The sequence below is a fragment of the Flavobacterium panici genome (genome assembly GCF_903819335.1).
Classification (GTDB): Bacteria; Bacteroidota; Bacteroidia; order Flavobacteriales; family Flavobacteriaceae; genus Flavobacterium; species Flavobacterium panici.
Map to the genome: position 1 here is coordinate 1 of NZ_CAIJDE010000041.1, position 25,492 is coordinate 25,492.

The following is a 25,492-nucleotide window of genomic DNA, read 5'->3' on the forward strand; positions in this document are numbered from 1 at the left end:
AATTCTTCGCTATACTGAGACTGCCATTTTGAAGGTGATGTCCTTGAATATCTTTCCATACTTTTACACTTTTGTGTAAACCTATTTTAGGACAAGACAATTTGTTTTTGATTTTCTTTGTGTTCACGAGCGGGACGCTCGCGCTAGCGGGGGGCGAAAAACAAACTTGAATTTACCAGAAAACTTGCAATAGCGCAAAAGCGCTGTTGTACGAAGTTTTCTTATTGTAATACCAAAGTAACTATCGAACCAATTGCACCGCCAATGATAGCAGCAATCATCGCCATAGTTAATTCAAGATTTTTTACTCTTCTGCTTTCGAAGAAACTTATTAAATTCGTAACCTGTCCAGTTGGGTAAGCATATTTTTCATTTAATTCCTTATCAATGAATTTTTTAAAAAACGTTTCCTCGAGATTAAAAGTATGATCGTATAAATGTTGGTTTATTTCCGCTTCAAAGATTGAGTTTGCTTCAAAAGTTGTGATTTTTGTGTATAGTTCTGAAATAATTTTAGGCTGTTCAAAAAACCGACTATACATTGCATCAAATCCTCTAAGTTTTTGAAATTTTAAAAGTTGCGATAGATTTTTTTGTATTGAACTCCATGCCCGAATTCCGCGGACGCGTAATTGAATTGAATTGTAAAAAAAACTAAGTTCATCAATAATTGAAAATTCTAATTGCTGAAAAGCTTCATCGCTATCTTTAAATTCGTCTTCATTATAATAAATAATTAAATCGCCATAACCTCTTTGAAGGACTTCTTCTGTTTGAAATTTTAAATCTTGAGTTTCAAATTTTTTTGGGCGTATATAACAATCTAAATGAAAAGGAGATGGACCTAAAAATTCAAAACTAATGTAGTCTGAATCTATTGTTTTTAAACATTTTTTTATGTATTCTCTAACTAATATTATGGATTGAGAAGGTTCACAAAACTTAGTTGGATTCAAACATTCAACTATTGTAACTGGGAGATAAAACCCTTCAATGATTCTAATTCTAAAATCTTCAGTTCCTATTCTGGAATTCTTTTTTTTTCGTTTACTTATTTCTTTTTGAGTTTTGTAGGGAATGTTTAAATGAAACTCAATTTCCGTTAAAATATCTGCTGGAAAAAATCCTTTTCCGTCATTTATTTTCGGTAGTTTTTTTGTTATATTCTTTTCGTAATGTTTAAAATGTTTGTGTGAATAAAGTTCAAGATTATTTAACCCAGGAATTTGTGTTAAAACATTTTCCAAGTTTTCAATATATTCTTCACTTGAGAATTTAGAAGGAATTGAAGTCTTAATTCCAAAATGAAAGCATCCAATTCCAAAATATTTTTCCTTCATGGGTAGTAGTTTAAAATTTCGCACAACTTGTTTATAGGCGAAACAAACTTTCTTATGTACACCTAAAATCGGATAGATAAGTGAAAGTTTGTTTCGTTTTCTTACTTTCAAATATATGTTTTTTTTCTTACTAGATTTTTAAACTTGATATAGAATAATTAGCTTTAAAAAATAATTCTAAAGAATACTTTAGACAGTGAAGATTGACTCAAAAAAACAAAACGACTGAAAAAAATCTCAGTCGTTTTAATAATGTATAATATATTAATTTGGTTACCCCAAGAAACTCTTCAACTCCTCATATGTCCCAATCTTAACACTAACTTTTTCCTCATTAATAACACTCTCAATTTGAGCAGGAATAGGAAGCGTAATTCCTAAAGCAGGTTCAACAACATCTAAGAATTTAATAGGATGCGCTGTTTCTAAGAAAATACCAATCGCATTAGGGTGTTTTTCTAGTTCTTTTTTCAAACCTAAATAACCAACAGCGCCGTGCGGTTCTGCGATATAACCATCTGTGTTATAAATTTTCTTTAGAGCTTCAAGAGTTTCTTCATCAGTATAACTATAAGAAGAGAAATCTTTTTCGAAAGCTTTTAAGTCATTATTGTACAATTCCTGAATTCTAATAAAGTTACTTGGGTTTCCAACGTCCATTGCGTTAGAGATTGTTGCTTTAGAAGGTTTTGGATCGTATTTTCCGTTTTCTAAGAATCTTGGTACCGTGTCGTTTACGTTTGTAGACGCTACAAAATGTTCAATTGGCAAACCTAATTTCTTAGCCATAATTCCGGCGCAGATATTCCCAAAGTTTCCGCTTGGACAAGAAAAGACTAAAGGTTTGTTTTGGCTTTTCAACGCTTTGTAAGCAAAGAAGAAATAAAACATTTGCGGTAACCAGCGCGCAATATTAATAGAGTTTGCAGAAGTCAGGTTTTTATGCGCCAAAGTTTCATCTAAAAACGCTTTTTTCACCATATCCTGACAATCATCAAAAACACCGTCAACTTCAAGTGCTTTAATGTTTTGCCCTAAAGTAGTCAATTGTTTTTCCTGAATATCGCTCACTTTTCCTGACGGATATAATATGACAACATCAACACCGTCAACGCCTAAAAATCCGCTGGCAACCGCTCCGCCCGTATCTCCGGATGTGGCTACTAAAACAGTGTTTTTAGCGTCTTTTTTATCTTTATTGAAATAGCCCAGACAACGTGACATAAAACGTGCTCCAACGTCTTTAAAAGCCATTGTAGGGCCGTGAAATAATTCTAACGAATAGATTCCGTTTTCGACTTTCACAACCGGAAAATCAAAAACTAAAGTATCAGCAATGATTTCTTTTAGTTTTTCTGCTGGTATTTCATCGCCAACAAATTGTTTTATGGCTTCAAAAGCGATTTCTTCATTACTTAAACTTTCGATTTTATCAAAAAATGACGGATCTAAAGGCGTAATGTTTTCTGGGAAATATAATCCTTTGTCAGTTGCTAATCCTTGTATAACAGCTTTTTGGAAAGAAACTTTTGGGGCATTATGGTTTAAACTGTAGTATTTCATTTCTAAATTTTAGATTTTAGATTTTAGATTTTAGATTGGAGGAAAATTCCAAATTTTAAATTCCAAATTCCAATAGTTTATGTTTTCAATTATAGGTTACTTTTGTCAGGCTGAGCGAAGTCGAAGCCCCGCAACGTATAGACATAATGTAAATCCTTAACGTTTGTCATTTCGACTGAAAGGAGAAATCTCCGCAAGTAACTCCGCAACGAGAGTCAAATCTTTGTCGAGCTTCTTGTGGAGATTTCTCCTTTCAGTCGAAATGACAAACTTTATGGCTATGTTTTGTGTCATACGTTGTCGACAAACTAGTGCGATTTGCTTCGCCTGTTCGCTATCGCTCGGGTCTCGTTCCTAGGAATGACAAACGTTGTGTCATCACTTTGCGTGGGCTTCGACTTCGCTCAGCCTGACAAAACTTTGTTTTAATTCTTTTACTTAATACATTTCACATTTTACAAAATCCTAACACCATCGGGATTGATTTTCGAAACGTGAATTTCATATGGTAAATTCATTTTTTCGTAAACGTCGCTCATGGCTTTTGCGATTTGGTCTGCGGTTTCTTTTCCTCTGCTTAAAGCAAAAATCGATGGACCTGAACCTGAAATTCCAGAACCTAAAGCACCGTTTTCAAGAGCGGTTTGTTTGATTAAATCAAATCCGGGAATCAAAACGCTTCTTAAAGGCTCAACGATTTCGTCATGAAGCGAACGTCCAATCAAATCGTAATCTTTTGTGTAAAGACCCGCTATAAGTCCGCCCACATTTCCCCATTGCATAATCGCACTTTTTAGGGAAACGGTTTGTTTTAATACCGAACGTGCATCAGAAGTTTTTAATTCAATTTGTGGGTGAACCACCGTTGCGAATAATTCTTCCGGGCTGTCAATTCTGATAATATCAAGCGGAGCGTAACTTCTTACCAAAGTAAATCCGCCTAAAAGGGCAGGAGCAACGTTGTCAGCATGTGCGTTTCCGCTGGCTAATTTCTCGCCCTGCATCGCAAACTGAACCAAATCTTTACGAGAATAAGGTCTTCCTAATAATTCATTAATCCCGAAAACCGCTCCGGCAGAACTTGCAGCACTGCTTCCAATTCCGCTTCCGGCTTTTATGTTTTTATAAATTTCGATTTCGAATCCAAAATCCAGTTCGTCTAAAGTTTCAAGCATTGCCAAAGCGGCAACTCCAGAAACGTTTTTTTCGGTTTCTAAAGGCAAATCGGCACCCATAATTTTAGTGATTCGAACTCCTTTTTGATCGACTTTTCGAACAATCATTTCATCGCCCGCATTGTCTAAGCAAAGTCCAAGTACGTCAAATCCGCATGAGAGGTTTGCGATAGTTGCCGGGCAAAATAGTTTTATTTCTTTCATTTCTGGTTGGTTTTGCCACGAAGGCATAAAGTCACAAAGTTTATTTTTATAGTTTCTGAGATGCTAAGTTTCTAAGATGCTAAGCATAAAAAAACTTAGAAACTTAGTGTCTTAGTGCCTTAGCGGCTATACATTCCCAATACGAATAACATCTGCAAAAATTCCTGATGCGGTAACAGCTGCTCCGGCTCCGGCTCCTTTGATCAATAAAGGTTGATCTATGTAGCGATCTGTGTAGAACAATACGATATTGTCTTTTCCTTCTAAATTGTAAAAAGGATGATCTTTTGGGATGAATTGCAGACCTACGCTTGCTTTTCCGTTTTCGAATTGCGCTACGTATTTCAATCTTGAATCTTTGGCCAAAGCTTCGTTGTAAATACCTTCAAAATGAGCAGCGTGTTTGATTAGCGAAGCAAAAAAGTCTTCGTTGTTTGTTGTTGCTAAACATTCTGCTGGTAAAAACGATTCGTTTGCAATGGCGTCAATATCCATTTCGTAACCGCTTTCGCGAATCAAAATCAGGATTTTACGCGCCACGTCGATTCCGCTTAAGTCGATTTTCGGATCTGGTTCTGTGAATCCCTGAACTCCGGCTTCTTTTACCACATCGTGGAAAGAATTGTTTTTATCGAAGTTGTTGAAAATAAAGTTCAAACTTCCAGATAAAACTGCCTGAATTTTATGCACTTTATCGCCAGATGCAATAAGATTTTTTACAGTATCTATAATTGGTAATCCCGCACCAACATTTGTTTCAAATAAAAACGGAGCGTTGTACTGGCGAGATAAACTTTTTAGTTTTTTATAATTGTCGTATGCAGATGAACAGGCAATTTTGTTACAAGTTACAACGGCAATGCTTTCTTTTAAGAACTTCTCATACATTTCAGAAACGCCTGCATTTGCTGTAATATCAACAAAAATACTGTTACGTAAATTCAATTCTCTGGCACGTGCGATGAATTCTGTTGGAATGGCTGCTTCAGCTTTGTCTAAAGTCGATTTCCAGTCTTTTAATGAAATTCCGTCTTCATCAAAAAGCATTTTTCTTGAGTTTGACAAAGCAATTACGCGAACATTAATCTTTAAATTATCTTTTAAAAACTTTCTTTGATTGTGAATCTGTTCGATGAATTTTTCTCCCACATTTCCAACTCCCATCACAAATAAATTGAGCTGTTTTGTGTTTTCTTCAAAGAAGTTTTCGTGTAAAGTATTCAATGCTTTTTTAACGTCTCTTTCGTTAATTACAGTCGAGATATTTCTTTCAGATGCACCTTGCGCAATCGCACGAATGTTTACGTTGTTTTTTCCTAAAGTGCTGAACATTCTTCCGCTTAAACCTTGGTGATTTTTCATGTTTTCACCAACCAAAGCAATAATGCAAAGGTCTTTTTCTACATAACAAGGATCGATTTTGTTTTGTGCAATTTCGATTTCAAAAGCTCTGTTAATAGCTGCTTCGGCATTATCAGCATCCGAATTTAAAATTCCGATACAAATAGAATGTTCAGAAGAAGCCTGAGTAATAAAAATTACATTAATTTTTTCCTGAGACAATACTTCAAACAAACGTCTCGAAGAACCTGCAACTCCAATCATTCCGGGACCTTCAAGTGTTAAAAGCGAAATATTATCGATATGACTAATTCCTTTTACAACCGTGTCTTTAGATTGAACATGATCAGAAATTAAAGTTCCTACAGCTTCTGGCTCAAAAGTATTTTTGATAAGAATAGGAATGTTTTTTCTTAAAACCGGCTGAATTGTTGGCGGGTACAAAACTTTGGCACCAAAATGCGACAATTCCATCGCTTCCTGATACGAAATATTCGCAATTGGCTGTGCTTGTTTTACGATTTTTGGGTTTGCTGTAAACATTCCGTTTACATCAGTCCAGATTTCCAGTTGTTCTGCATCGATTGCTCCGGCAATGATTGCCGCAGTATAATCAGATCCGCCGCGGCCTAAAGTCGAAGTGATTCCGTCTAAAGTCTGTGCAATAAATCCTGGAAGAATATTGATTTTTGATTCATTCGAAGCAAAATATTCCTGAATCAATTGGTTTGAAATTTCGAAGTTTACGGCTGCTTTTCCAAAATCAGCATTTGTTTTAATTAACTCGCGGCTGTCTTTGTAAACCGCATCTTTTTCAATTTGCTGAAACGCCTGTGCGATTATATAAGACGAAAGTAATTCTCCAAAACTTAAAATAGTATCAGCAGTTCTTGGGGATAATTCGCCTAAAAGGAAACAGCCGTCTAATAAAGTTTCTAAGTGGTTTATGATTCTTTTTACGTGACTTAATAAACTGCTTTGCTCACTTACGGGAATAAGTTCTTTAAGTGTGTCAAGGTGTTTTTTCTCGATTTCGGCAACGATATCTCTAAAGCTTTCGTCGTTTGCGGCTGCTTTTGCGGCTGCTAATTGCAATAAATCAGTTACTTTACTAAGTGCAGAAACTACAACTACTAATTTATCCTGCTTCGCTTTCTGGTTAACAATTTCGAGAACGAGTTTTATATTTTGAGCATTGGCAACCGAAGTTCCGCCAAATTTTAATACTTTCATTTTGATATTTTTTAATAAGGTGCAAAGCTTTTAAGTAACAAAGGTTCAAAGGTTATCAACTGTGAACTGAAACTGAAAACTGTGACTATTTTTTTTTTTGTAAATGTTTTTTATGTATCCAATGCCTTTCTTCTTTTGCGAAAAAAGTATAGATAATCTGGATTATATGTAAAAATGTATACCCCTAAGGGGTAGTAGTTGTTGTAGTAGAAATTGTTGTAGCAGCAATTGCAACTCCTGTTTGAGTTGTCATTGTAGATTGATATTTTGTGCTGTTACTTTTCATTTTTGATTTTTCAAAAGTACAGATTTTTATACGAGTTAAAAATTTTGAAAGCCTTTTTACGAATATTTTAATAATTTAAATCCTTAGATTTCAATATTGAGCATTTGTTAAAATTAAAGATGTTAAGTTAGCGTTTTAATATATTTCTGATAATTTGAAACGGAAAAACAGATACTTCCCCGACGATATTTTTACTAAAAAAAGGAGCAAAAGACTGTGATAATCTACATTTTACTATTGTCAAATAAATAAAAGTAAAGATTGGGCTCTGTCGAAATTTTAATTATTGTGATAAAATGTTGCTTTTTAATATTGATTTGTTGAATTTTGACACCTTAAATTTAAAAATGTCATGAGAGATATTCATTATATAAGTACTGAAACTATAACGCTGGAAACTTTACAGGAAATTTTAGTAAATGACAAGGCACTTGAGTTATCTGAGGAAGCTAAAGTAAATGTTCAAAAATGCCGTGATTATTTAGATAAAAAAATGGCATCACTTACGACACCAATTTACGGAATCAATACTGGTTTTGGATCTTTATATAGTGTAAAAATCTCTAATGAGAATTTATCGAAACTTCAGGAAAACTTAGTAAAGTCTCATGCTTGCGGAACGGGTGAGGAAGTTCCGGCAGAAATTGTAAAAATGATGCTTTTGCTTAAAATCCAATCTTTAAGCTACGGACATTCTGGAGTTCAATTGATTACTTTAAGCCGTTTGGTTGATTTTTATAATAATAATATTTTACCGGTAATTTATACCCAGGGTTCACTTGGGGCTTCTGGAGATTTAGCGCCGCTGGCACATTTATCTTTACCTTTAATTGGAGAAGGAGAAGTTTATTTTGAAGGTAAAAAAGTGGCTTCTGCCGAAGTTTTAAAACATTTTAACTGGGAACCAATTGTTTTACAGTCAAAAGAAGGTTTGGCTTTGTTAAACGGAACACAGTTTATGAGTGCTTACGGAGCTCATATTTTAATTAAAGCATATAAATATTCGTATCTGGCAGATTTAATTGGAACTATTTCTTTAGAAGGTTTTGATGGAAGAATTGAGCCGTTCAATGAATTGATACATTATATACGTCCGCATAAAGGACAAATCGTAACGGCGCAGCGCATTACTGAATTTTTAGACGGAAGTGAAATTATCGCTCAGGAAAAGAAACATGTTCAGGATCCGTATTCTTTCCGTTGTATGCCACAGGTTCACGGTGCTTCAAAAGATGCAATTGATTACGTTCGAAAAGTATTTAAAACCGAAATAAATTCGGTTACTGATAATCCAAATATATTTATTGAAGCCGATCAGATTATTTCGGGAGGAAATTTCCACGGACAGCCTTTGGCTTTGGCTTTAGATTTTATGGCAATTGCTTTGGCAGAATTGGGAAGTATTTCTGAAAGAAGAACGTATCAGTTAATTTCCGGTTTACGTAACCTTCCGGCATTTTTAGTTGATAATCCGGGATTAAATTCTGGTTTCATGATTCCGCAATATACTGCAGCAAGTATTGCCAGTCAAAACAAGCAATTAGCGACTCCGGCTAGTGTTGACAGTATTGTTTCGAGCAACGGACAAGAAGATCATGTGAGCATGGGAGCAAACGGAGCGACGAAAGCCTTACGAGTTTTGGATAATTTAGTGCGTATTTTAGCGATTGAATTGCTGAATGCATCTCAGGCAGTTGCTTACAGAGAGCCTTTAAAAACAAGTGATTTCATCGAAATGTTCTTAAGTAGTTATAGAGAAGTTGTACCGTTGGTTAAGGAAGATAGAATCTTACATTATGATATTGAAAACACAGTTTCGTTCCTGGAGAGTTTCCAAATAGAAAACGATTTGTTAACAATGGCTTAACATTGTAAAATATTATTGAAGTAATTTTGCACTATCAAAAATATAAAAATGTCAATAAACAGTATTTTCCAATTTTTAGTGCCGAAAGACAAAAAATTCTTTCCACTTTTTGAAGAGGCTTCAAGCAATTTAATTGAATTAGCTTCTAATTTACACGAAGCGGTAAACCTTCCATTGAAAGAAAGAGAAATTCTTTTTCAAAAGATTGACGAATTAGAACAAAGAGGAGAGGACATTACACGTCAGACCAACTTGGAATTAAGCAGAAACTTTATCACTCCATTTGACAGAGAGGATATCCATACATTAATTACTTCTATTGATAACGTTGCTGATTACCTTCATGGTGCAGCAAGCCGTATGAGATTGTATCAGGTTGATAAGATTACAAAATCTATCAGAAAGATGACAGAAATTAACCTTGAGGCTTGTCAAAACATTGACAGTGCTGTAAAAGAGTTAAGAAATTTAAAGAATTTTAAAATCATTAAAGATGCTTGTGCCAGAATTAATAAACTGGAAAACAAATCTGATAATGTATATAACAAAGCAGTTTTTGAAATTTTTGAAAACGAAACAGACGCTAAAAATATCATTAAATATAAAGAGGTGTTATCTGTTTTAGAATCAGCAACAGACAAATGTAAGAGTGTTGCGAACATACTAGAATCTATTTCTGTAAAACATTCTTAATTCAATCTTTCATTCTGAAGTTATAATTTTATGACGCTACTTATATTAATTATAGTATTAGCCTTAATTTTTGATTACATCAATGGTTTTCATGATGCGGCAAATGCTATAGCGACTGTTGTTGCTACAAAGGTTTTAACGCCTTTTCAGGCCGTTCTTTGGGCAGCATTTTTTAACTTTTTAGCTTATTGGGTTTTCGGATTTGGTGTTGCAGATACTGTTGCAAAAACAGCGCACACAATGGAAATTAACCTGGTTGTAATTCTTGCCGGGGTTATTGCGGCAATTTGCTGGAATTTATTGACTTGGTGGTTAGGGATTCCTTCAAGTTCTTCTCATACATTAATTGGAGGTTTTGCAGGAGCAGCGGTTGCGCACGCTATTGCAGTTCATGGTTTTTCTGGTTATGTTGGAGAGGATGGAACAACACATTATTGGTATCAAATTGTAAGCTGGTATAAGGCCGGAAAAGATGGCGGAATGCCTTCTGGAGTTCTTATTATTATTGCTTTTATTGTTTTAGCACCTTTATTAGGAGCTTTGGCATCGTATTTAATTTCAATTTGGTTATTAAATGCTTCTCGTAAAAGTATTTGGCCTAAAGTATTTACTGTAGCTTTAATGCTCGGAACTATTTGGTTTGTATACGCTCAAATGGTTTCTTACGATGAAATTTTAGAGCATGGAAAACCTCGTTTTGATTCTCATTTTTGGAGTATAGCTTTTGATCCTCATAATATTAAATGGTTTTTAGTAGCCTTTATTATTTTAACTGTAAGTGCATTTTGTTTGATATTTAGCAGTTTGAATCTTCATCAGGCTGATGCTGCTTTGAAAAAAATGCAGTTATTATCTTCTGCGGCTTTCAGTTTAGGTCACGGAGGAAATGATTCTCAAAAAGTAATGGGTATTATCGCTGCAGCTGTAGCGGTTTATATCAATACAAATCCTGGAGTTCATATGGATTCATGGTTAAATGTTGTACTGCCAAATGATGACACAGGAATAAAAGGAGTAATGCCGGGATGGATTCCGTTAGCTTGTTATTCTGCAATTGCAGCGGGAACTTTAAGTGGTGGATGGAAAATTGTAAAAACAATGGGATCTAAAATCACAAAAGTAAGTTCATTTGAAGGAGTTGCTGCTGAAACTGCCGGAGCCTTAACGCTTTATTTTACAGAGCATTTAAAAATTCCGGTAAGTACAACACATACTATTACAGGATCTATTATTGGTGTTGGATTAACAAAACGTGTTTCTGCAGTTCGCTGGGGAGTTACCGTAAGTTTAGTTTGGGCTTGGATTCTAACTATTCCAATTTCAGCAATATTAGCAGGTTTGGTTTATTTTATACTAAGTTTGTTTATTTCGTAAAATGATTGAACTAAAATGTGAGATGTAAATCGCATTTTGTCTGCATAATTAAAAAGCCGATTTCTATTGAAATCGGCTTTTTTTTGTTATGATAATGTAAGTTGTTTTTAAGATTTAATGTATCTATATTTACTTGAAATAAATAAAGAAATAAGTTAATAATGGATGAATTAGATCAAATCAAACGTATTAGATATAAGTTAACCTTAGCGAAAAATACCGACAAAAAGTATGAAGTGTTTGGTGCCGGTAAACATAAATATATTTTAGGTGAAACTGTTAAGGAAGCGGAAATTTTAAAGTTTGAAAAAGATTATGACTTAGAGCTTCCAGAGGATTATAAAGCGTTTTTGCTTCATATTGGCAATGGTGGAGTTTCTTATGCAAATTCTGCAGCTGGGCCTTCTTATGGAATTTACCCTTTAGGAAAAAATGTAAACGAATTTATCTATGAAAATACGACAGCTTATTTAAAAGAAAATTGTAGAATTTATCCAAAAATGCCAAACGAATTCTGGGATAAGTTAATTCAAAAAATTGAAAATGATGATATTTCGGATGAAGAATTTGACATTGAATTAGGGGAGATATTTTCTGGAATATTGCCGCTTGGAAGCCAAGGCTGTACTTATTATCATGCACTTGTTTTAAATGGAGAATTTAAAGGAAGAGTTGTTAATATTGATATTGACAGACAAAAGCCATCTTTTGCTTTCGAGTTAAATTTTTTAGATTGGTATGAAAGATGGCTTGATGAAATTATACCAGAAAAATTAAAACTAAATATGCCGGATTTTTTTAGGTTTTCACTTGGAGGATTATCAAGTTATATTTTAGAAGTATATTTTTCAACAAATGAAAATGAAACGAAAATTGAATGCCTAAAGAGTCTTTTAAAGAAGCAAAATCTTGATTCAAAAACTATTGAGGTACTAGAAGAACAGTATAAATTACGTGTTGGTGAAATTCAAAGAATGATACTTCAGATACTTACGAAATTTGATTACGAAAAAGCACATTCTTATTTAATTGATTTATCAAGAGAGAACTTATTAGAGGTTTTTCAATTTGTGTTTTGGTATGCGAAAGATAAAAGTCCTGAGTGGCTAGCAATTATTGAAGCTAACGCTGAGAAAATAAATAATGAAGAAACTTTTAGATTTTGTACTTATTTATTAAAGCAAATGAATATAGATTATAGCTATTTTATAATCCCTTTTACTTTAAATAAAAGCGAAAATATAAGGGTTAGTGCTTATTATTCACTGGGAAAATTAAGCAATAAGATTGATTATTTAGATAATTTTATAGTAGGTTTAAGCGATAGTTCAAATACAGTTATTCGTTCCGCATTGCAAGCATTAAATGGTATATTGGATAGAAAACTTCTAGTTCATTATAAGATAATTGCAGAAAAATTCCCTAAAGAGCAAGATTATATTTTGTCAAATTTAAACTGCAATCTTGAATTATTTGGATTATCCACAACAACCATAAAAACTATTAATATTGATGAATATAAAATAATTAATATGAGTAATCGAAAATGGTTTGAGTTTTGGAAAAATTAAAAAGCCGATTTCAAATTGAAATCGGCTTTTTTTGTTTCGTTTAATTGTAAATGGAAATATGTCTGTAAATGGTGTTTTTATAATTTTTAGCAGTCATTTTTAAGATTCTGTAAATTGATATTTGCAGGATTATTAAACATGTAAACTCATTTTCTAAAGTATTGAAATAGATTGAAATGAGTTTTTAAAACTGCTAATCCCAATTGATACATATCTTTAAAAACAATAAGCTTTCACCACTTTTCTTATTGGTGTTTTTTTTGCTTTTCTCTTGTAAAGGCGACGATGATATAAGAAGAATTCGTTTAAAAGTAGATCAAAAGAAAGTGACCAGCAATCCAAATGAAGAATCGGATATAATTTCCTGTTTTATAAAAGAATCGGTCAGTAAATCTTTGAAAGGCATAAATACAGATAAATTAAAATATTATACAGTTGAAAGAAATGATACTATTTTAGTAATAGCTAAGGTTAGTGATATGATGGGGATTCAAAAATCTTCCCGGAAAAAAATGTTATTTGCTATAAATGACTGTCTTATTTCTTCTGAAAGATATTATATGAAAAAGATTTACATAGATGTAGAAGGAAACTTTAGTACACTATTGGTAAAAACACCTATGAGATATGATTTGGATGGGAGGTTTGCGGATGAGGATTTACTTTTATCATTTTATGGTAAATCAAAAATCCCTTTTAAAAAATAAGAAATAAAGTTTTTTGTTTCTCTTTAATTAAAATTCTGCAGGCTTTTATGATTGTGTTTACGTTTATAATGTGTTTGTTTTAATTTTTCCTGATCTTCAGAAATTATACTGATTGTTCCGTCAATTTCTAACATTGCAAGCTTTACATTTTTAAAAAATTCGATTCCATGTTCTCTCATGGCTTCCTTTAATTCTTCGTCAGAAATATCTAATTTACTTAAAGCTTTAAAATCGAGCTTTCCATCATGAATTAATACTTCGGGTTTGTCTAATAAAAGTTCGCCAAAAACCTTGTATTTGCGCGTCAATTTTTTAATTATAAAATTGATTATAAATAAAACTAATGCAGCAATTAAACCTCCTGAAAGACTTGTGTCTGGCCCAACCATTGCATTTTGAACGGAGTTACTAATTAGTAAAATCAGAATAATATCTGCTGTATTTAATTGTGAAAGTTCTTTTTTACCAAAAACGCGTAAGGCAATTGTCATAAAAAAGTAGACGGCAACGCTTCTTAATATGATATCTAAATAGGGAAAAAGCATGTTTTTTATTTTAAAGTTAAAAAAAAACTTTGTCAAAGTTTTAAAACTTTGACAAAGCTGCTAAATTATTTATGTGATATTAAGTTTAGATGAACTTAACCAAGTTTAAAATTCTTTTCAATTGCTTTAATCATTTCTCCGGCAATATCTTTATTTGTTGCACCTTCGATTCCTTCAAGACCCGGTGAAGAGTTTACCTCCAATAATAATGGCCCTTTTGAAGAACGAATAATATCCACACCAGCTACTTTTAAATCCATGGCTTTTGCGGCCTTAATCGCGATCTTTTTCTCTTCGGCAGTTACTTTTATTACAGATGCTGTTCCGCCAAGGTGAATATTTGCTCTAAATTCGCCCGGCATTGCTTCACGCTGAATCGCAGCAACCACCTTTCCGTCAATTACAAAACAGCGAATATCTTTTCCATTTGCTTCTTTGATGAATTCCTGAACTAAGATATTTGCATTTAAACTTTTAAAAGCATTGATAACACTTTCTGCGGCTTTTTTAGTTTCGGCTAAAACAACCCCTTTTCCCTGCGTTCCTTCTAATAACTTGACAATTAGAGGAGAACCTCCAACCATCTTAATTAAATCGTCTGTATCCAGCGGAGAATTGGCAAAACCAGTTGTTGGGATATCAATACCGCTGTTTAAAAGCAATTGCAGTGAATATAATTTATCTCTTGATTGTGTTATGGCTGTAGCGGAGTTTAAAACGAAAACCTTCAATGCTTCAAATTGACGTGTTAAAGCACAGCCGTAAAAAGTTATACTTGGTCTAATTCGTGGAATTATGGCATCAAATTGATTTAAGATTTTTCCGCCTCTGTAATGAATCTCCGGAGTTTTGGCATCGAGTTTCATGTAACATTCTTTGATGTTCAAAAAATGCATTTCATGACCGCGCATTTCGCCCGCTTCCATAATTCTTTTATTGCTGTATAATTCCGGATTACTGGCTAAAAGGCCAATTCGTAAACCAGAACTTGCTTTTTCTGAGTTTTGATATAATTCTTTTAAAGCCTCGCTTGTAGGCTGTCCAAGTAAGTATTTTTCTTCCGGATCAACCAATACACGTCCGCTCATGGCTTCGCGTCCTAAAAGCATACGGAAACCCATGGAATCACGATTGGTCAAAGTCATTTCGATTGGCCATTTTGAATCGCCAATTCTAATATTGGTCTGAATTACATAACGGTGTTCTCTAAAACCGCTAGAACTTTTTACAATTCTTTTATCGACAAGCGGAGCTTCGCAATGAATGATGGTTTTAATATTATTTTGGATTGGATTAATGTCAAACTTAACCCAATTAGCATCATTTTTTATAAAAGGAGCTATGTTGATAGCGTGCATTGCCGAAGTTTTGGCACCAGAATCGACACGAGCCTTAATTGTCGGGATTCCAAGTTCTGGAAATGCGCACCATTCTTCGCTGCCTAAAATGACTTTGTTTTGAAGCATACTTTGTTTTATTTATTATAGAATTTAAATTCAAAAATAGCTATTTGCTTTTACTAAAGATAGTAAATTATCCAAAAAAAACACCCGTTAAGTTATGAAAACGTAACGGGTGGATTATTTTTGTTATAAATTTTAAGTAATTTATTGATTTGTCGGCTCTTCGGCTTTGTGAATTTCTACCGAAAGTTCTTGCGAATCTTCTTTTAGATCCATCATGATTTCATCGCCTGAATGTATTTTCGAAGTAATGATTTCTTCTGCTAACAAATCTTCAACATATTTTTGAATTGCTCTTTTAAGCGGTCTTGCTCCAAATTGCTTGTCAAAACCTTTTTCGGCAATAAATGCTTTGGCTTTGTCTGTTAAGCTTAATTTGTAACCAAGTTCAGCAATACGTGAGTAAAGTTTTTTCAATTCGATTTCGATAATCAAATCGATATCTCCTTTTTCTAAACTGTTGAATACAATTACGTCGTCAATTCTGTTTAAGAATTCAGGAGCAAAGGTTTTTTTCAATGCATTTTCGATAATGCTTTTTGAGTTTTCATCGGCCTGAGCTACTTTTGCAGCAGTTCCGAATCCAACACCTTGTCCGAAGTCTTTCAACTGACGTGCTCCAACGTTAGATGTCATGATAATAATAGTGTTTTTAAAGTCAATTTTACGACCTAAACTATCTGTTAAATATCCGTCATCTAAAACTTGTAACATCATATTAAACACATCCGGATGCGCTTTTTCGATCTCGTCTAAAAGTACAACGCAATATGGTTTTCTACGAACTTTTTCAGTTAATTGACCACCTTCTTCGTAACCTACGTATCCCGGAGGCGCTCCAACTAAACGAGAAATTGCAAATTTTTCCATGTATTCGCTCATGTCAATACGAACTAACGCATCTTCAGAATCGAATAATTCTTTTGCTAAAACTTTTGCTAATTGTGTTTTACCAACTCCGGTCTGACCTAAGAAAATAAATGAACCAATTGGTTTATTAGGATCTTTAAGTCCGGCTCTGTTACGTTGAATAGAACGTGCAATTTTAAGAACAGCTTCATTTTGACCAATTACTTTATTCTGAATCAATTGAGGTAATTGTGCTAATTTGTTGCTTTCTGTCTGTGCAATTCTGTTAACAGGAATTCCGGTCATCATAGAAACAACATCGGCTACATTATCTTCTGTAACTTCAATTCTGTTGTTTTTAGAATCTTCTTCCCATTGTTCTTGTGCAACAGCCAGATCTTTTTCGATACGTTTTTCATCATCGCGAAGTTTGGCAGCTTCTTCATATTTTTGTTTCTTAACTACCATGTTTTTCATTTCGCGAACTTCTTCTAACTGACGTTCTAAATCCAAAATTTGTTTTGGAACATCAATATTAGTAATGTGAACACGAGATCCGGCTTCGTCCATAGCATCAATAGCTTTGTCCGGTAAGAAACGCTCAGACATATATCTGTTTGTTAATTTAACACAAGCTTCAATTGCTTCCTGTGTATAAGTAACATTGTGGTGGTCTTCGTATTTGTCTTTTACGTTGTTCAAAATCGCGATTGTTTCTTCAACAGAAGTTGGTTCAACAATTACTTTTTGGAAACGTCTTTCTAAAGCACCATCTTTTTCAATATATTGTCTGTACTCATCAAGAGTTGTAGCACCAATACATTGTATTTCACCTCTTGCTAATGCAGGTTTGAACATGTTTGAAGCATCAAGTGAACCAGTTGCTCCTCCAGCTCCTACAATAGTGTGGATTTCGTCAATAAAAAGAATAATGTCATCGTTTTTCTCCAGCTCGTTCATTACGGCTTTCATTCTTTCTTCAAACTGGCCTCTGTATTTTGTTCCGGCAACTAAACTTGCCAAATCCAATGTTACAACACGTTTGTGAAAAAGAATACGGGATACTTTCTTCTGGATAATACGTAAAGCAAGTCCTTCTGCAATAGCAGATTTACCAACTCCGGGCTCTCCAATAAGAAGCGGATTGTTCTTTTTTCTTCGGCTTAAAATTTGTGAGACACGTTCAATTTCTTTTTCGCGTCCTACAACAGGATCTAGTTTTCCTTCTTCAGCCATTTCTGTTAAATCTCTCCCAAAATTATCTAAAACAGGTGTTTTAGATTTTTTGTTTGACTTATTGGCTGGATTATTAAAACTACTTTCCTTTAGACTGTCATCTTGTCCTGAATCGTCATTGTACGATTCGTTTCTTGGCAAGTTTTCTAAGAATTCTTCTTCGTTTGGCGTCATGTTTAAATATTGTTCTTTAGCTATGTCATAATCTATTTTTAGCTTATTCAACAGCTTGGTTGTTGGATCGTTTTCGTTTCGTAAGATGCATAAAAGCAAGTGAGCTGTGCTAATCGACGAACTTTGAAATACTTTAGCTTCAAGAAAAGTGGTCTTCAATGCCCTTTCGGCCTGTCGGGTCAGATGAAGGTTTTTCTTTTCGGCATTTATCTCAACGCTCTGGTTGGCTGGACTCAGTATTTCTACCTTCCTGCGTAAATGGTCTAGATCGACTGCTAGGTTATTAAGTATATGAATAGCTTTTCCGTTACCATCTCTTAAAATGCCCAGCATTAGATGCTCAGTACCAATAAAGTCGTGTCCTAAACGAAGGGCTTCTTCCTTACTGTATGTAATAACATCTTTTACTCTTGGTGAAAAATTATCATCCATAATATATAATTGGTATTGTAAATTTAATGAATTACAGTTTGAAAAACAAAAACCATACCCATCGAGAACTACTGTCAGCTAATTGACAAAAAAAATAACAATAAAAGCGTTAAAAAACGCTTAATTTATTAACTAAAACCTAAAATAAAGTTGTTAATAAATCATTTAAATAAGTGTAAGGAAATAGCTGAAAAAATTTTAAAAAAACGTATCTTGGCACGCTTTGAAACTAATGTAATTATTAAAACATAACAACTTATGTCTGAAGGAGAAAAGTTAATTCCTATTAACATTGAAGATGAAATGAAATCAGCTTACATCGATTATTCGATGTCAGTAATTGTATCGAGAGCACTTCCTGATGTTAGAGATGGCTTGAAACCAGTGCATCGAAGAGTTCTTTACGGAATGTATGATTTAGGTGTAACTTCAAGATCTGCCCACAAAAAATCTGCGAGAATTGTAGGGGAGGTTTTAGGTAAGTATCACCCACACGGTGATACCTCTGTTTATGATGCAATGGTTCGTATGGCTCAGGAATGGAGTATGCGATATTTATTAGTTGACGGTCAGGGTAACTTTGGTTCTGTTGATGGTGACAGTCCGGCAGCAATGCGTTATACTGAGGCGAGAATGCGTAAAATATCTGAAGATATTATGGCAGACATCGAAAAAGAAACAGTTGACTTTCAATTAAACTTTGACGATACTTTATATGAGCCAAAAGTAATGCCTACAAGAGTTCCTACCTTATTAGTAAATGGAGCAACAGGTATTGCAGTAGGTATGGCGACTAATATGCCGCCGCACAATTTAACAGAAGTTATTAACGGTACATTAGCGTACCTTGATAATAATGATATCGAAGTTGACGAATTAATGACACATATTAAAGCTCCGGATTTTCCAACCGGTGGTGTAATATATGGTTATGAAGGCGTTCGCGAAGCTTTTAAAACTGGTAGAGGACGTATTGTTATGCGTGCCAAAGTTGGTTTTGAAGAAGTTGATGGAAGAGAATGTATTATTGTTACCGAAATTCCATATCAGGTTAACAAAGCCGAGATGATCAAACGTACGGCTGATTTAGTTAATGATAAAAAAATTGAAGGTATTGCAAATATTCGTGACGAGTCTGATAGAAACGGTATGCGTATCGTTTATATCCTGAAACGTGATGCTACACCAAACGTAGTATTAAATACCTTATATAAATTCACATCATTACAATCTTCTTTTAGTGTAAATAATATTGCACTTGTAAAAGGACGTCCTCAAATGTTGAATCTAAAAGATATGATTCACTACTTTATTGAGCACCGTCATGATGTTGTAGTTCGTAGAACTCAATTTGAATTACGTAAAGCTGAAGAAAGAGCACATATCTTAGAAGGATTAATTATTGCTTCTGATAATATTGATGAAGTAATTGCGATCATCAGAGGTTCTAAAAACACAGAAGAAGCGCGTGAAAAATTAATTGAAAGATTCAGTTTGTCAGACATTCAGGCCCGAGCTATTGTTGAGATGCGTTTACGTCAGTTAACAGGTCTGGAGCAAGATAAATTAAGAGCTGAGTTTGAGGAATTAATGAAATTAATCGAGCACTTAAAAGCTTTATTAGCAGATGTTAATTTAAGAACTAACTTAATTAAGGAAGAACTTGAAGAAATTCGTGAGAAATACGGAGACGAACGTCGTTCTACTATTGAATATTCTGGTGGAGATGTAAGTATCGAAGATTTGATTGCTGATGAAAATGTGGTTATTACAATTTCGCATGCAGGTTATATCAAACGTACCAACTTAACAGAATATAAAACTCAAAATAGAGGCGGAGTTGGTCAAAAAAGCGCAGGAACAAGAGATCAGGATTTCCTTGAACATATGTTCGTTGCAACCAACCACCAATATATGATGTTCTTTACCCAAAAAGGAAAATGTTTCTGGATGCGTGTTTACGAAATTCCGGAAGGAAGTAAAACCGCTAAAGGTAGAGCAATTCAAAACTTAGTGAATATTGAAAGCGACGATAAAGTAAAAGCTTTCATTTGTACACAAGACTTAAAAGACAAAGATTATATCAATACGCATAACCTTGTAATGGTTACGAAACAAGGACAGGTTAAGAAAACTTCTTTAGAGAAATATTCTAAGCCTCGTGTAAATGGAGTTGCCGCTATTACAATTAAGGAAGGTGATGAATTACTTGAAGCTAAATTAACTGACGGTGAAAGCCAAATTATCCTGGCAGTTAAGTCTGGTAAATTGGTTCGTTTTGAAGAAACCAAAACACGTCCGATGGGAAGAACAGCTTCCGGAGTTCGTGGAATTTCTTTAAAAGATGATACTGATGAAGTAATTGGTATGGTTACTGTAGCTAAAAATGATGTTGCTGATTCTCAAATATTAGTGGTAACTGAAAACGGATACGGAAAACGTACCAAATTAGTTGACGACGATGGAGAAGATGTGTACAGAATTACAAACCGTGGAGGTAAAGGGGTGAAAACGCTAAATATCACGGAGAAAACAGGAAAATTAATTTCGATTAATGCCGTTACAGATTCTGATGATTTAATGATCATCAACAAGTCCGGATTAACAATTAGAATGGCAATTGAGGATTTACGTGTTATGGGACGTGCTACTCAAGGTGTTAGATTGATTAACCTAAAAGGAAAAGATTCTATCGCTGCTGTTACAAAAGTTATGAAAGATGATGTAGAAGAAGTTATTGTAGATGAAGATGGTAATGTTGTCGAATCTGCAATTGAAAGAGTTAAGCCGGATCTGGATGAAGTTCTTGAAGATGATGGAACTGCTGACGACGACGACGATGACGCTGATGATGTAGTGGAAGACGACGATGACTCTGAAGAAGAAGAATCGGAAGAATAAAAAGTAAAACCACAAGAAAATTAAATTAAATATACAAATTGAACATTATGAAAAGTAAATATGTTATACTAGCGTCAGCATTACTGATTTCTGTAGCTACATTTGCTCAAAAAGATCAGATTAAAAATGCTGAAAAAGCATTGAAAAGCGGTGATGCACAAGGAGCACTTGCGCAGCTAAAAGATGCTGAAAACTCTATAGTAAATGCAAAAGATACGGAGCAGGCTCAATATTATTTTGTACAAGGAAATGCTTATTTAGACCTTGCAACTAAAAAAGTTGAAGAAAGTAAAAACTTAACTGCAGCGGCTGACAGCTACAAAAAATTAATTGATGTTGAAAATACTTCTGGAAAACAGAAATATTCAACTCAGGCAGCAGCTTCGATTACAAATATCAAAGGTTTGTTGATTAACTCAGCGATTGCAGATACTCAGGCAAACAAACATTCTGACGGTGCTAAAAAATTATATGATGCTTACCAGTTAGATAAAAAAGATACTATCAATCTTTACTATGCAGCATCTACAGCAGTAAACGCACAGGATTTTGATACAGCGCTTCCTATGTATGAAGAGTTGAAAAAATTAAACTATTCTGGTAAAGGAACTTTATATTTAGCTACAAACAAAGCGAATAACAATGAAGATAACTTTGCTAATGCTAAAGAAAGAGATTTAGCTATAAAATTAGGAACTCACGAAAAACCTAAAACAGAAGCAATTCCTTCAAAAAGAGGAGAAATCTACAAAAACTTAGCATTGATTTTAGTTCAAAAAGGAAAAATCGAAGATGCTAAAAAAGCAATTGCTGACGCCAGAAAAACAAATCCGGATGACAGCTCTTTGATTCTTACAGAAGCTAACTTATACCTTGAAACAAAAGATTACGATCAGTATAAAAAATTAGTTGGAGAAGCATTACAAAAAGATCCAAACAATGCTGATTTAGTATTCAACTTAGGAGTATTAAGTGCAAATTCTAAGAATGAAGCTGACGCTGAGAAATACTATTTAAAAGCTATCGAAATCAATCCGAACTATACTAATGCATACCTTAACCTTGCTGCATTAAAATTAGAAGCTGAAAAACCAATCATTGACGAAATGAATAAATTGGGTACTTCTGCAAAAGATATGAAACGTTACGACGTTTTAAAAGCACAAAGAGAAGGCGTTTTTAAAGGTGTAATTCCTTACCTTAAAAAAGCAAATGAATTAGATCCTAAAAACGAAGATGTTGCAAAAACATTATTAGGAGTTTATAAAGCATTAGAAATGACTGCTGAAGCAAAAGCTTTAAAAGCAACAATGAACTAATATTAGTCATTTCATTATAAAAAAAAACCATCCTGTAAAACGGGATGGTTTTTTTTTATGCCCAGAAAATAACTTAACTCACCAGTGTTGCTGATAAAGTTATAGTTGTATTTAAAAGTTTTGAAATCGGGCAGATTTCTTTTGCTTTAGCTGCCGTTTTTTCAAACTCTTCCGCAGATATTGATGGCACTTTTCCTTTTAAATCTAAATGAATTAAAGTTATCGTTCCGTCTTCAAAAGTTACTGTAGCTTCTGTAGATAAATCATCTGCAGTGAAACCGCCTTCGTTAAGTAAAAAGCTTAACTGCATTGTAAAACAGCCAGAATGCGCCGCTGCGACTAATTCTTCAGGGTTTGTTCCAACTCCGTCTGCAAATCTTGTTTTAAAAGACAATTGTGCGTTATCTAACGTTGTACTTTGTGTACTTATAGTTCCTTTTCCTTCCATGCCGGTTCCTTGCCAGTTAGCATTTGCTTTTCTTGTAAATTTCATGTTCTTCTTATTTAAAAATTAGTATTAAATGTTATTTGTTTGATTGACAGTAATAGTGGTAACTCAAATATAATCAATATTTTGCAGAATAGTTTTACGAAATTTAATGAGAATGTTAAGTTTTAGGTTTTGTTGAAAGTTGAATTGTGGAGTTTTAACGCAAAGAACGTAAAGGTTTACGCAAAGTTCGCAAAGTTTTTTGTTGAAAATTGGATTGGGATTTTAACGCAAAGAACGCTAAGGATTTGCGCAAAGTTTATAAAGTTTTTTGTTTTTATACTAGTATGCAAAGTTCGCAAAGCTTTGTCTTGACAACAGCTTTGTGAACTTATGTTTTTAAACATTTCTTAATAAAAATCTTTGCGGTCTTTGCGTTAAAAAAAATAACGCTAAGGAGGTTGCGCAAAGTTTGCAAAGTTTTTTGTTTTTATACTAGTATACAAAGTTCGCAAAGTTTTGTCTTGACAACGGCTTTGCGAACTTATGTTTTTAAACATTCCTTAATAAAAAAAATCTTTGCGGTCTTTGCGTTAAAAAATGAGCGCAAAAATTGAACGCAAAAAAAAGGTGCAATGAATTTCATTACACCTTTATATTAAATGGTTTCGACTTCGCTCAACTGATAATTATTCTGGCTGATTTAAGTTTCTTAATTGTTTCAGTTTGTCTTTCCATACTTCAAGGCTTTCTTTGTGAATAGCAATGTTCTTACGTACTTCTGTAACAATTGAATTCTCTTTTTTAGCGTTTTTAGTATTGGTAAAGAACTGGATGTTATTTTCTAACTGGAAAATTTCATTTTGAACTTCTTCAATTTTACGCATAATGAAAATCTTTTCATTGTCTAATTTTCTTGTGTCGTTACTATCTGATAACGAATCGATTCTATTAGAGAAACGCATCATTTCAGATTCTTTTTTGCTTAAACTTAGTTTTTCAAAAAGAGCATCTAAAATTTTATTGAATTTCCCTTCAATATGACGTCTTGAAAAAGGTACTTTTCCGTAACCTTTCCAAATTTCAATATGTTGTTTTATAGCATCAAGATCTGTTTTGTGATCACCAGTTAACTGGTAAGCTCTCAAAATATCCAAATAAGCTTTTTTGTTGTCAAATGCAGCAACCTCATCAGCATTTTCTTCTGATTTGTGTTCTTTTAATTTATCAAAATAATGGTTGCATGCATCTTTAAATTCTTTCCAGATTTTATCTGAATATTTCTTAGGAACATGACCAATCTGTTTCCATTCTTCCTGAATTTGTTTCATGATTGGAGTAGTAGAACCAAAATCTGTGCTTTCCTGCAATTCTTTGGCTTTAGCTACAAGAGCCATCTTTTTGTTTAAATTATCGTTTTGATCTTTTTTGATGTCTTTATAAAACGAATTTTTAAAGGCATTGAAATTTCTAACAGCTGTTTTAAACGCGGCCCAGGTTTCCTCATTTACTTCAGAAGGAACTTTCCCGGCAGCGAAAAACTCATTTCTTAAAGCTTCTACTTTTTGAATCTGAACAAGCCATTGCGAATGCGAGTTTACTTTCTCTGTTCCTAAAACCTCGATTTTAGAAATAATTTCTTTTTTAGCTTCAAGATTTTGCTGTTCGTTTGCTCTTTGGCTTTCGAATAAAACTTCTCTTTTATCGTGAATTTTTTTCGTCAGTTCGCTAAATTTATTCCAGATAGAATCACGGTGTTCTTTAGAAACAGGACCGATATCTTCTTTCCAAAGTCGGTGTAAATCCTGCAATTCACGAAACGCTTTACTTATGTCGGCTTCATTTACAAGCTCTTCAACTCTTGCAATGATTTTTTGTTTTTGCTCTAAATTGTGTTTAAAATCTAAATCACGTGCTTCACGATCTAAATGCAGATAATCATAAAAATTTTCTACATGAAAGTGGTAATTGTTCCAAACGTGATTGTATTTGTCTTTTGGAATTGCTCCGGCATTTTTCCATCTTTCTCTCAAATCATTAAAATGCTTAAGAGTGTCTTTTATATTGGCCTGCGGATTTATAAGTTCTTTTAATTCCTCAACTATGGCAAGTCTGTTTTCTAAATTAGATTTTAGATTAGTTTGTAAATGTTTAAAGTGAGCATTTCTTTTCTCTCTAAAAATATTATAATATTCATCAAACTTAGATTTTAAAGGAGAATGATATTCAAATTCTTCATTTGGATCTTCTTTTGAAGCATTAAATTCTTCTCTTTTTTCTTCTATAAGATGGTTGTATTGCAGTAAAAATGATTTTTTGATTTCCTCAATATGATCTTTTACAGACATTGTTTTGTCTATATTAACCAATTTTTTAAGCTCGTCTACCAGTGCATCCAAAGAAAAAGTATCATAATCCTTCATAGGAATATCATGACGCTCTTTTAGCGTTTCATCTTCACTTTCTTCGGCGTTTGAATTTGTTATGGCATCTAATGCACTTTGATGATCAGTTTCTTCAATTTCTGCCGTTTCGTCAACTTCATTTTCAGGGCTTGAAACAGGAGTATCAGTTACGGTTTCAGGTTCTGCAGCTTCAACTGTATCATCTTGTGTAGAATCACTAATATCGATTCCTAACTTTCCGTCTGCTTCTTGCAGGTTATCATTCTTTTCTTCTAACATTTTAAATGTATAAGGTTTTTACTTTAAACAGAGCGAAAGATAGTAAAGGTGTTTCTAACTACAAAATAAATCGTTTGTTTATGCTGTATTTTACGATGAAATTCT

Annotated in this window: 16 protein-coding genes; 7 read left to right on the forward strand and 9 right to left on the reverse strand. The window is 33.7% G+C overall.

Annotated elements, in window-relative coordinates; translation table 11 throughout:
* Nucleotides 1–221 precede the first annotated feature (221 nt).
* The 4 genes from FLAPXU55_RS10990 to thrA all read right to left on the reverse strand — a co-directional run bounded on the left by FLAPXU55_RS10990 (nucleotide 222) and on the right by thrA (nucleotide 6,856).
* Nucleotides 222–1,451, reverse strand: a complete 1,230-nt coding sequence (locus FLAPXU55_RS10990; protein WP_180857692.1) for a hypothetical protein — start codon at nucleotides 1,449–1,451, stop codon at nucleotides 222–224.
* A gap of 162 nt (nucleotides 1,452–1,613) precedes the next feature.
* Nucleotides 1,614–2,903, reverse strand: a complete 1,290-nt coding sequence (gene thrC, locus FLAPXU55_RS10995; protein ID WP_180857693.1) for a threonine synthase — start codon at nucleotides 2,901–2,903, stop codon at nucleotides 1,614–1,616.
* 455 nt (nucleotides 2,904–3,358) lie between these two features.
* A complete protein-coding gene (locus FLAPXU55_RS11000) occupies nucleotides 3,359–4,282 on the reverse strand; it encodes a homoserine kinase (RefSeq protein WP_180857694.1) in 924 nt (307 codons plus the stop codon).
* 126 nt (nucleotides 4,283–4,408) lie between these two features.
* Nucleotides 4,409–6,856, reverse strand: a complete 2,448-nt coding sequence (gene thrA / locus FLAPXU55_RS11005; protein WP_180857695.1) for a bifunctional aspartate kinase/homoserine dehydrogenase I — start codon at nucleotides 6,854–6,856, stop codon at nucleotides 4,409–4,411.
* Between the two features lie 638 nt (nucleotides 6,857–7,494).
* Here thrA and hutH point away from each other — a divergent pair.
* The 5 genes from hutH (at nucleotide 7,495) to FLAPXU55_RS11030 (ending at nucleotide 13,354) form a co-directional block, all read left to right on the forward strand.
* Nucleotides 7,495–9,009 carry a histidine ammonia-lyase gene (gene hutH, locus FLAPXU55_RS11010; protein ID WP_180857696.1) on the forward strand — a complete coding sequence of 505 codons (1,515 nt, stop codon included), beginning with the start codon at nucleotides 7,495–7,497 and terminating at the stop codon, nucleotides 9,007–9,009.
* Nucleotides 9,010–9,057: 48 nt separating this feature from the next.
* Nucleotides 9,058–9,702 (forward strand): DUF47 domain-containing protein, encoded by a 645-nt coding sequence (locus tag FLAPXU55_RS11015; RefSeq protein WP_180857697.1) that lies wholly within the window; start codon nucleotides 9,058–9,060, stop codon nucleotides 9,700–9,702.
* Between the two features lie 30 nt (nucleotides 9,703–9,732).
* Nucleotides 9,733–11,076, forward strand: coding sequence for an inorganic phosphate transporter (locus FLAPXU55_RS11020; protein ID WP_180857698.1), 1,344 nt, complete (start codon nucleotides 9,733–9,735; stop codon nucleotides 11,074–11,076).
* Nucleotides 11,077–11,237: 161 nt separating this feature from the next.
* Nucleotides 11,238–12,647, forward strand: a complete 1,410-nt coding sequence (locus FLAPXU55_RS11025; protein WP_180857699.1) for an SMI1/KNR4 family protein — start codon at nucleotides 11,238–11,240, stop codon at nucleotides 12,645–12,647.
* 203 nt (nucleotides 12,648–12,850) lie between these two features.
* Nucleotides 12,851–13,354: a hypothetical protein gene (locus tag FLAPXU55_RS11030; protein ID WP_180857700.1), complete on the forward strand. Its 504-nt coding sequence runs from the start codon at nucleotides 12,851–12,853 to the stop codon at nucleotides 13,352–13,354.
* 23 nt (nucleotides 13,355–13,377) lie between these two features.
* Here the strand turns inward: FLAPXU55_RS11030 and FLAPXU55_RS11035 are convergent, their stop codons facing one another.
* The 3 genes from FLAPXU55_RS11035 to FLAPXU55_RS11045 form a co-directional block, all read right to left on the reverse strand.
* Entirely contained in the window at nucleotides 13,378–13,899 is a 522-nt protein-coding gene (locus FLAPXU55_RS11035) for a DUF421 domain-containing protein (protein ID WP_053473564.1), read from the reverse strand.
* A gap of 95 nt (nucleotides 13,900–13,994) precedes the next feature.
* Nucleotides 13,995–15,365, reverse strand: a complete 1,371-nt coding sequence (rimK, locus tag FLAPXU55_RS11040) for a 30S ribosomal protein S6--L-glutamate ligase (protein ID WP_180857701.1) — start codon at nucleotides 15,363–15,365, stop codon at nucleotides 13,995–13,997.
* A gap of 141 nt (nucleotides 15,366–15,506) precedes the next feature.
* Nucleotides 15,507–18,053, reverse strand: a complete 2,547-nt coding sequence (locus tag FLAPXU55_RS11045; RefSeq protein WP_053473561.1) for an ATP-dependent Clp protease ATP-binding subunit — start codon at nucleotides 18,051–18,053, stop codon at nucleotides 15,507–15,509.
* A gap of 258 nt (nucleotides 18,054–18,311) precedes the next feature.
* Between FLAPXU55_RS11045 and gyrA the strand changes: the two genes are divergently transcribed.
* Together gyrA and FLAPXU55_RS11055 are read left to right on the forward strand one after the other, a co-directional pair.
* On the forward strand, nucleotides 18,312–20,954 hold the full coding sequence (gene gyrA, locus FLAPXU55_RS11050; RefSeq protein ID WP_180857702.1) for a DNA gyrase subunit A: 2,643 nt from the start codon (nucleotides 18,312–18,314) through the stop codon (nucleotides 20,952–20,954).
* Nucleotides 20,955–21,001: 47 nt separating this feature from the next.
* Nucleotides 21,002–22,273, forward strand: a complete 1,272-nt coding sequence (locus FLAPXU55_RS11055; protein ID WP_180857703.1) for a tetratricopeptide repeat protein — start codon at nucleotides 21,002–21,004, stop codon at nucleotides 22,271–22,273.
* A gap of 73 nt (nucleotides 22,274–22,346) precedes the next feature.
* On the opposite strand, the gene FLAPXU55_RS11060 is transcribed toward FLAPXU55_RS11055, so the two are convergent.
* Nucleotides 22,347–22,766 carry an OsmC family protein gene (locus tag FLAPXU55_RS11060; RefSeq protein WP_053473558.1) on the reverse strand — a complete coding sequence of 140 codons (420 nt, stop codon included), beginning with the start codon at nucleotides 22,764–22,766 and terminating at the stop codon, nucleotides 22,347–22,349.
* Nucleotides 22,767–23,392: 626 nt separating this feature from the next.
* Nucleotides 23,393–25,387, reverse strand: a complete 1,995-nt coding sequence (locus FLAPXU55_RS11065) for a DUF349 domain-containing protein (protein WP_180857704.1) — start codon at nucleotides 25,385–25,387, stop codon at nucleotides 23,393–23,395.
* Between the last annotated feature and the right edge of the window lie 105 nt (nucleotides 25,388–25,492).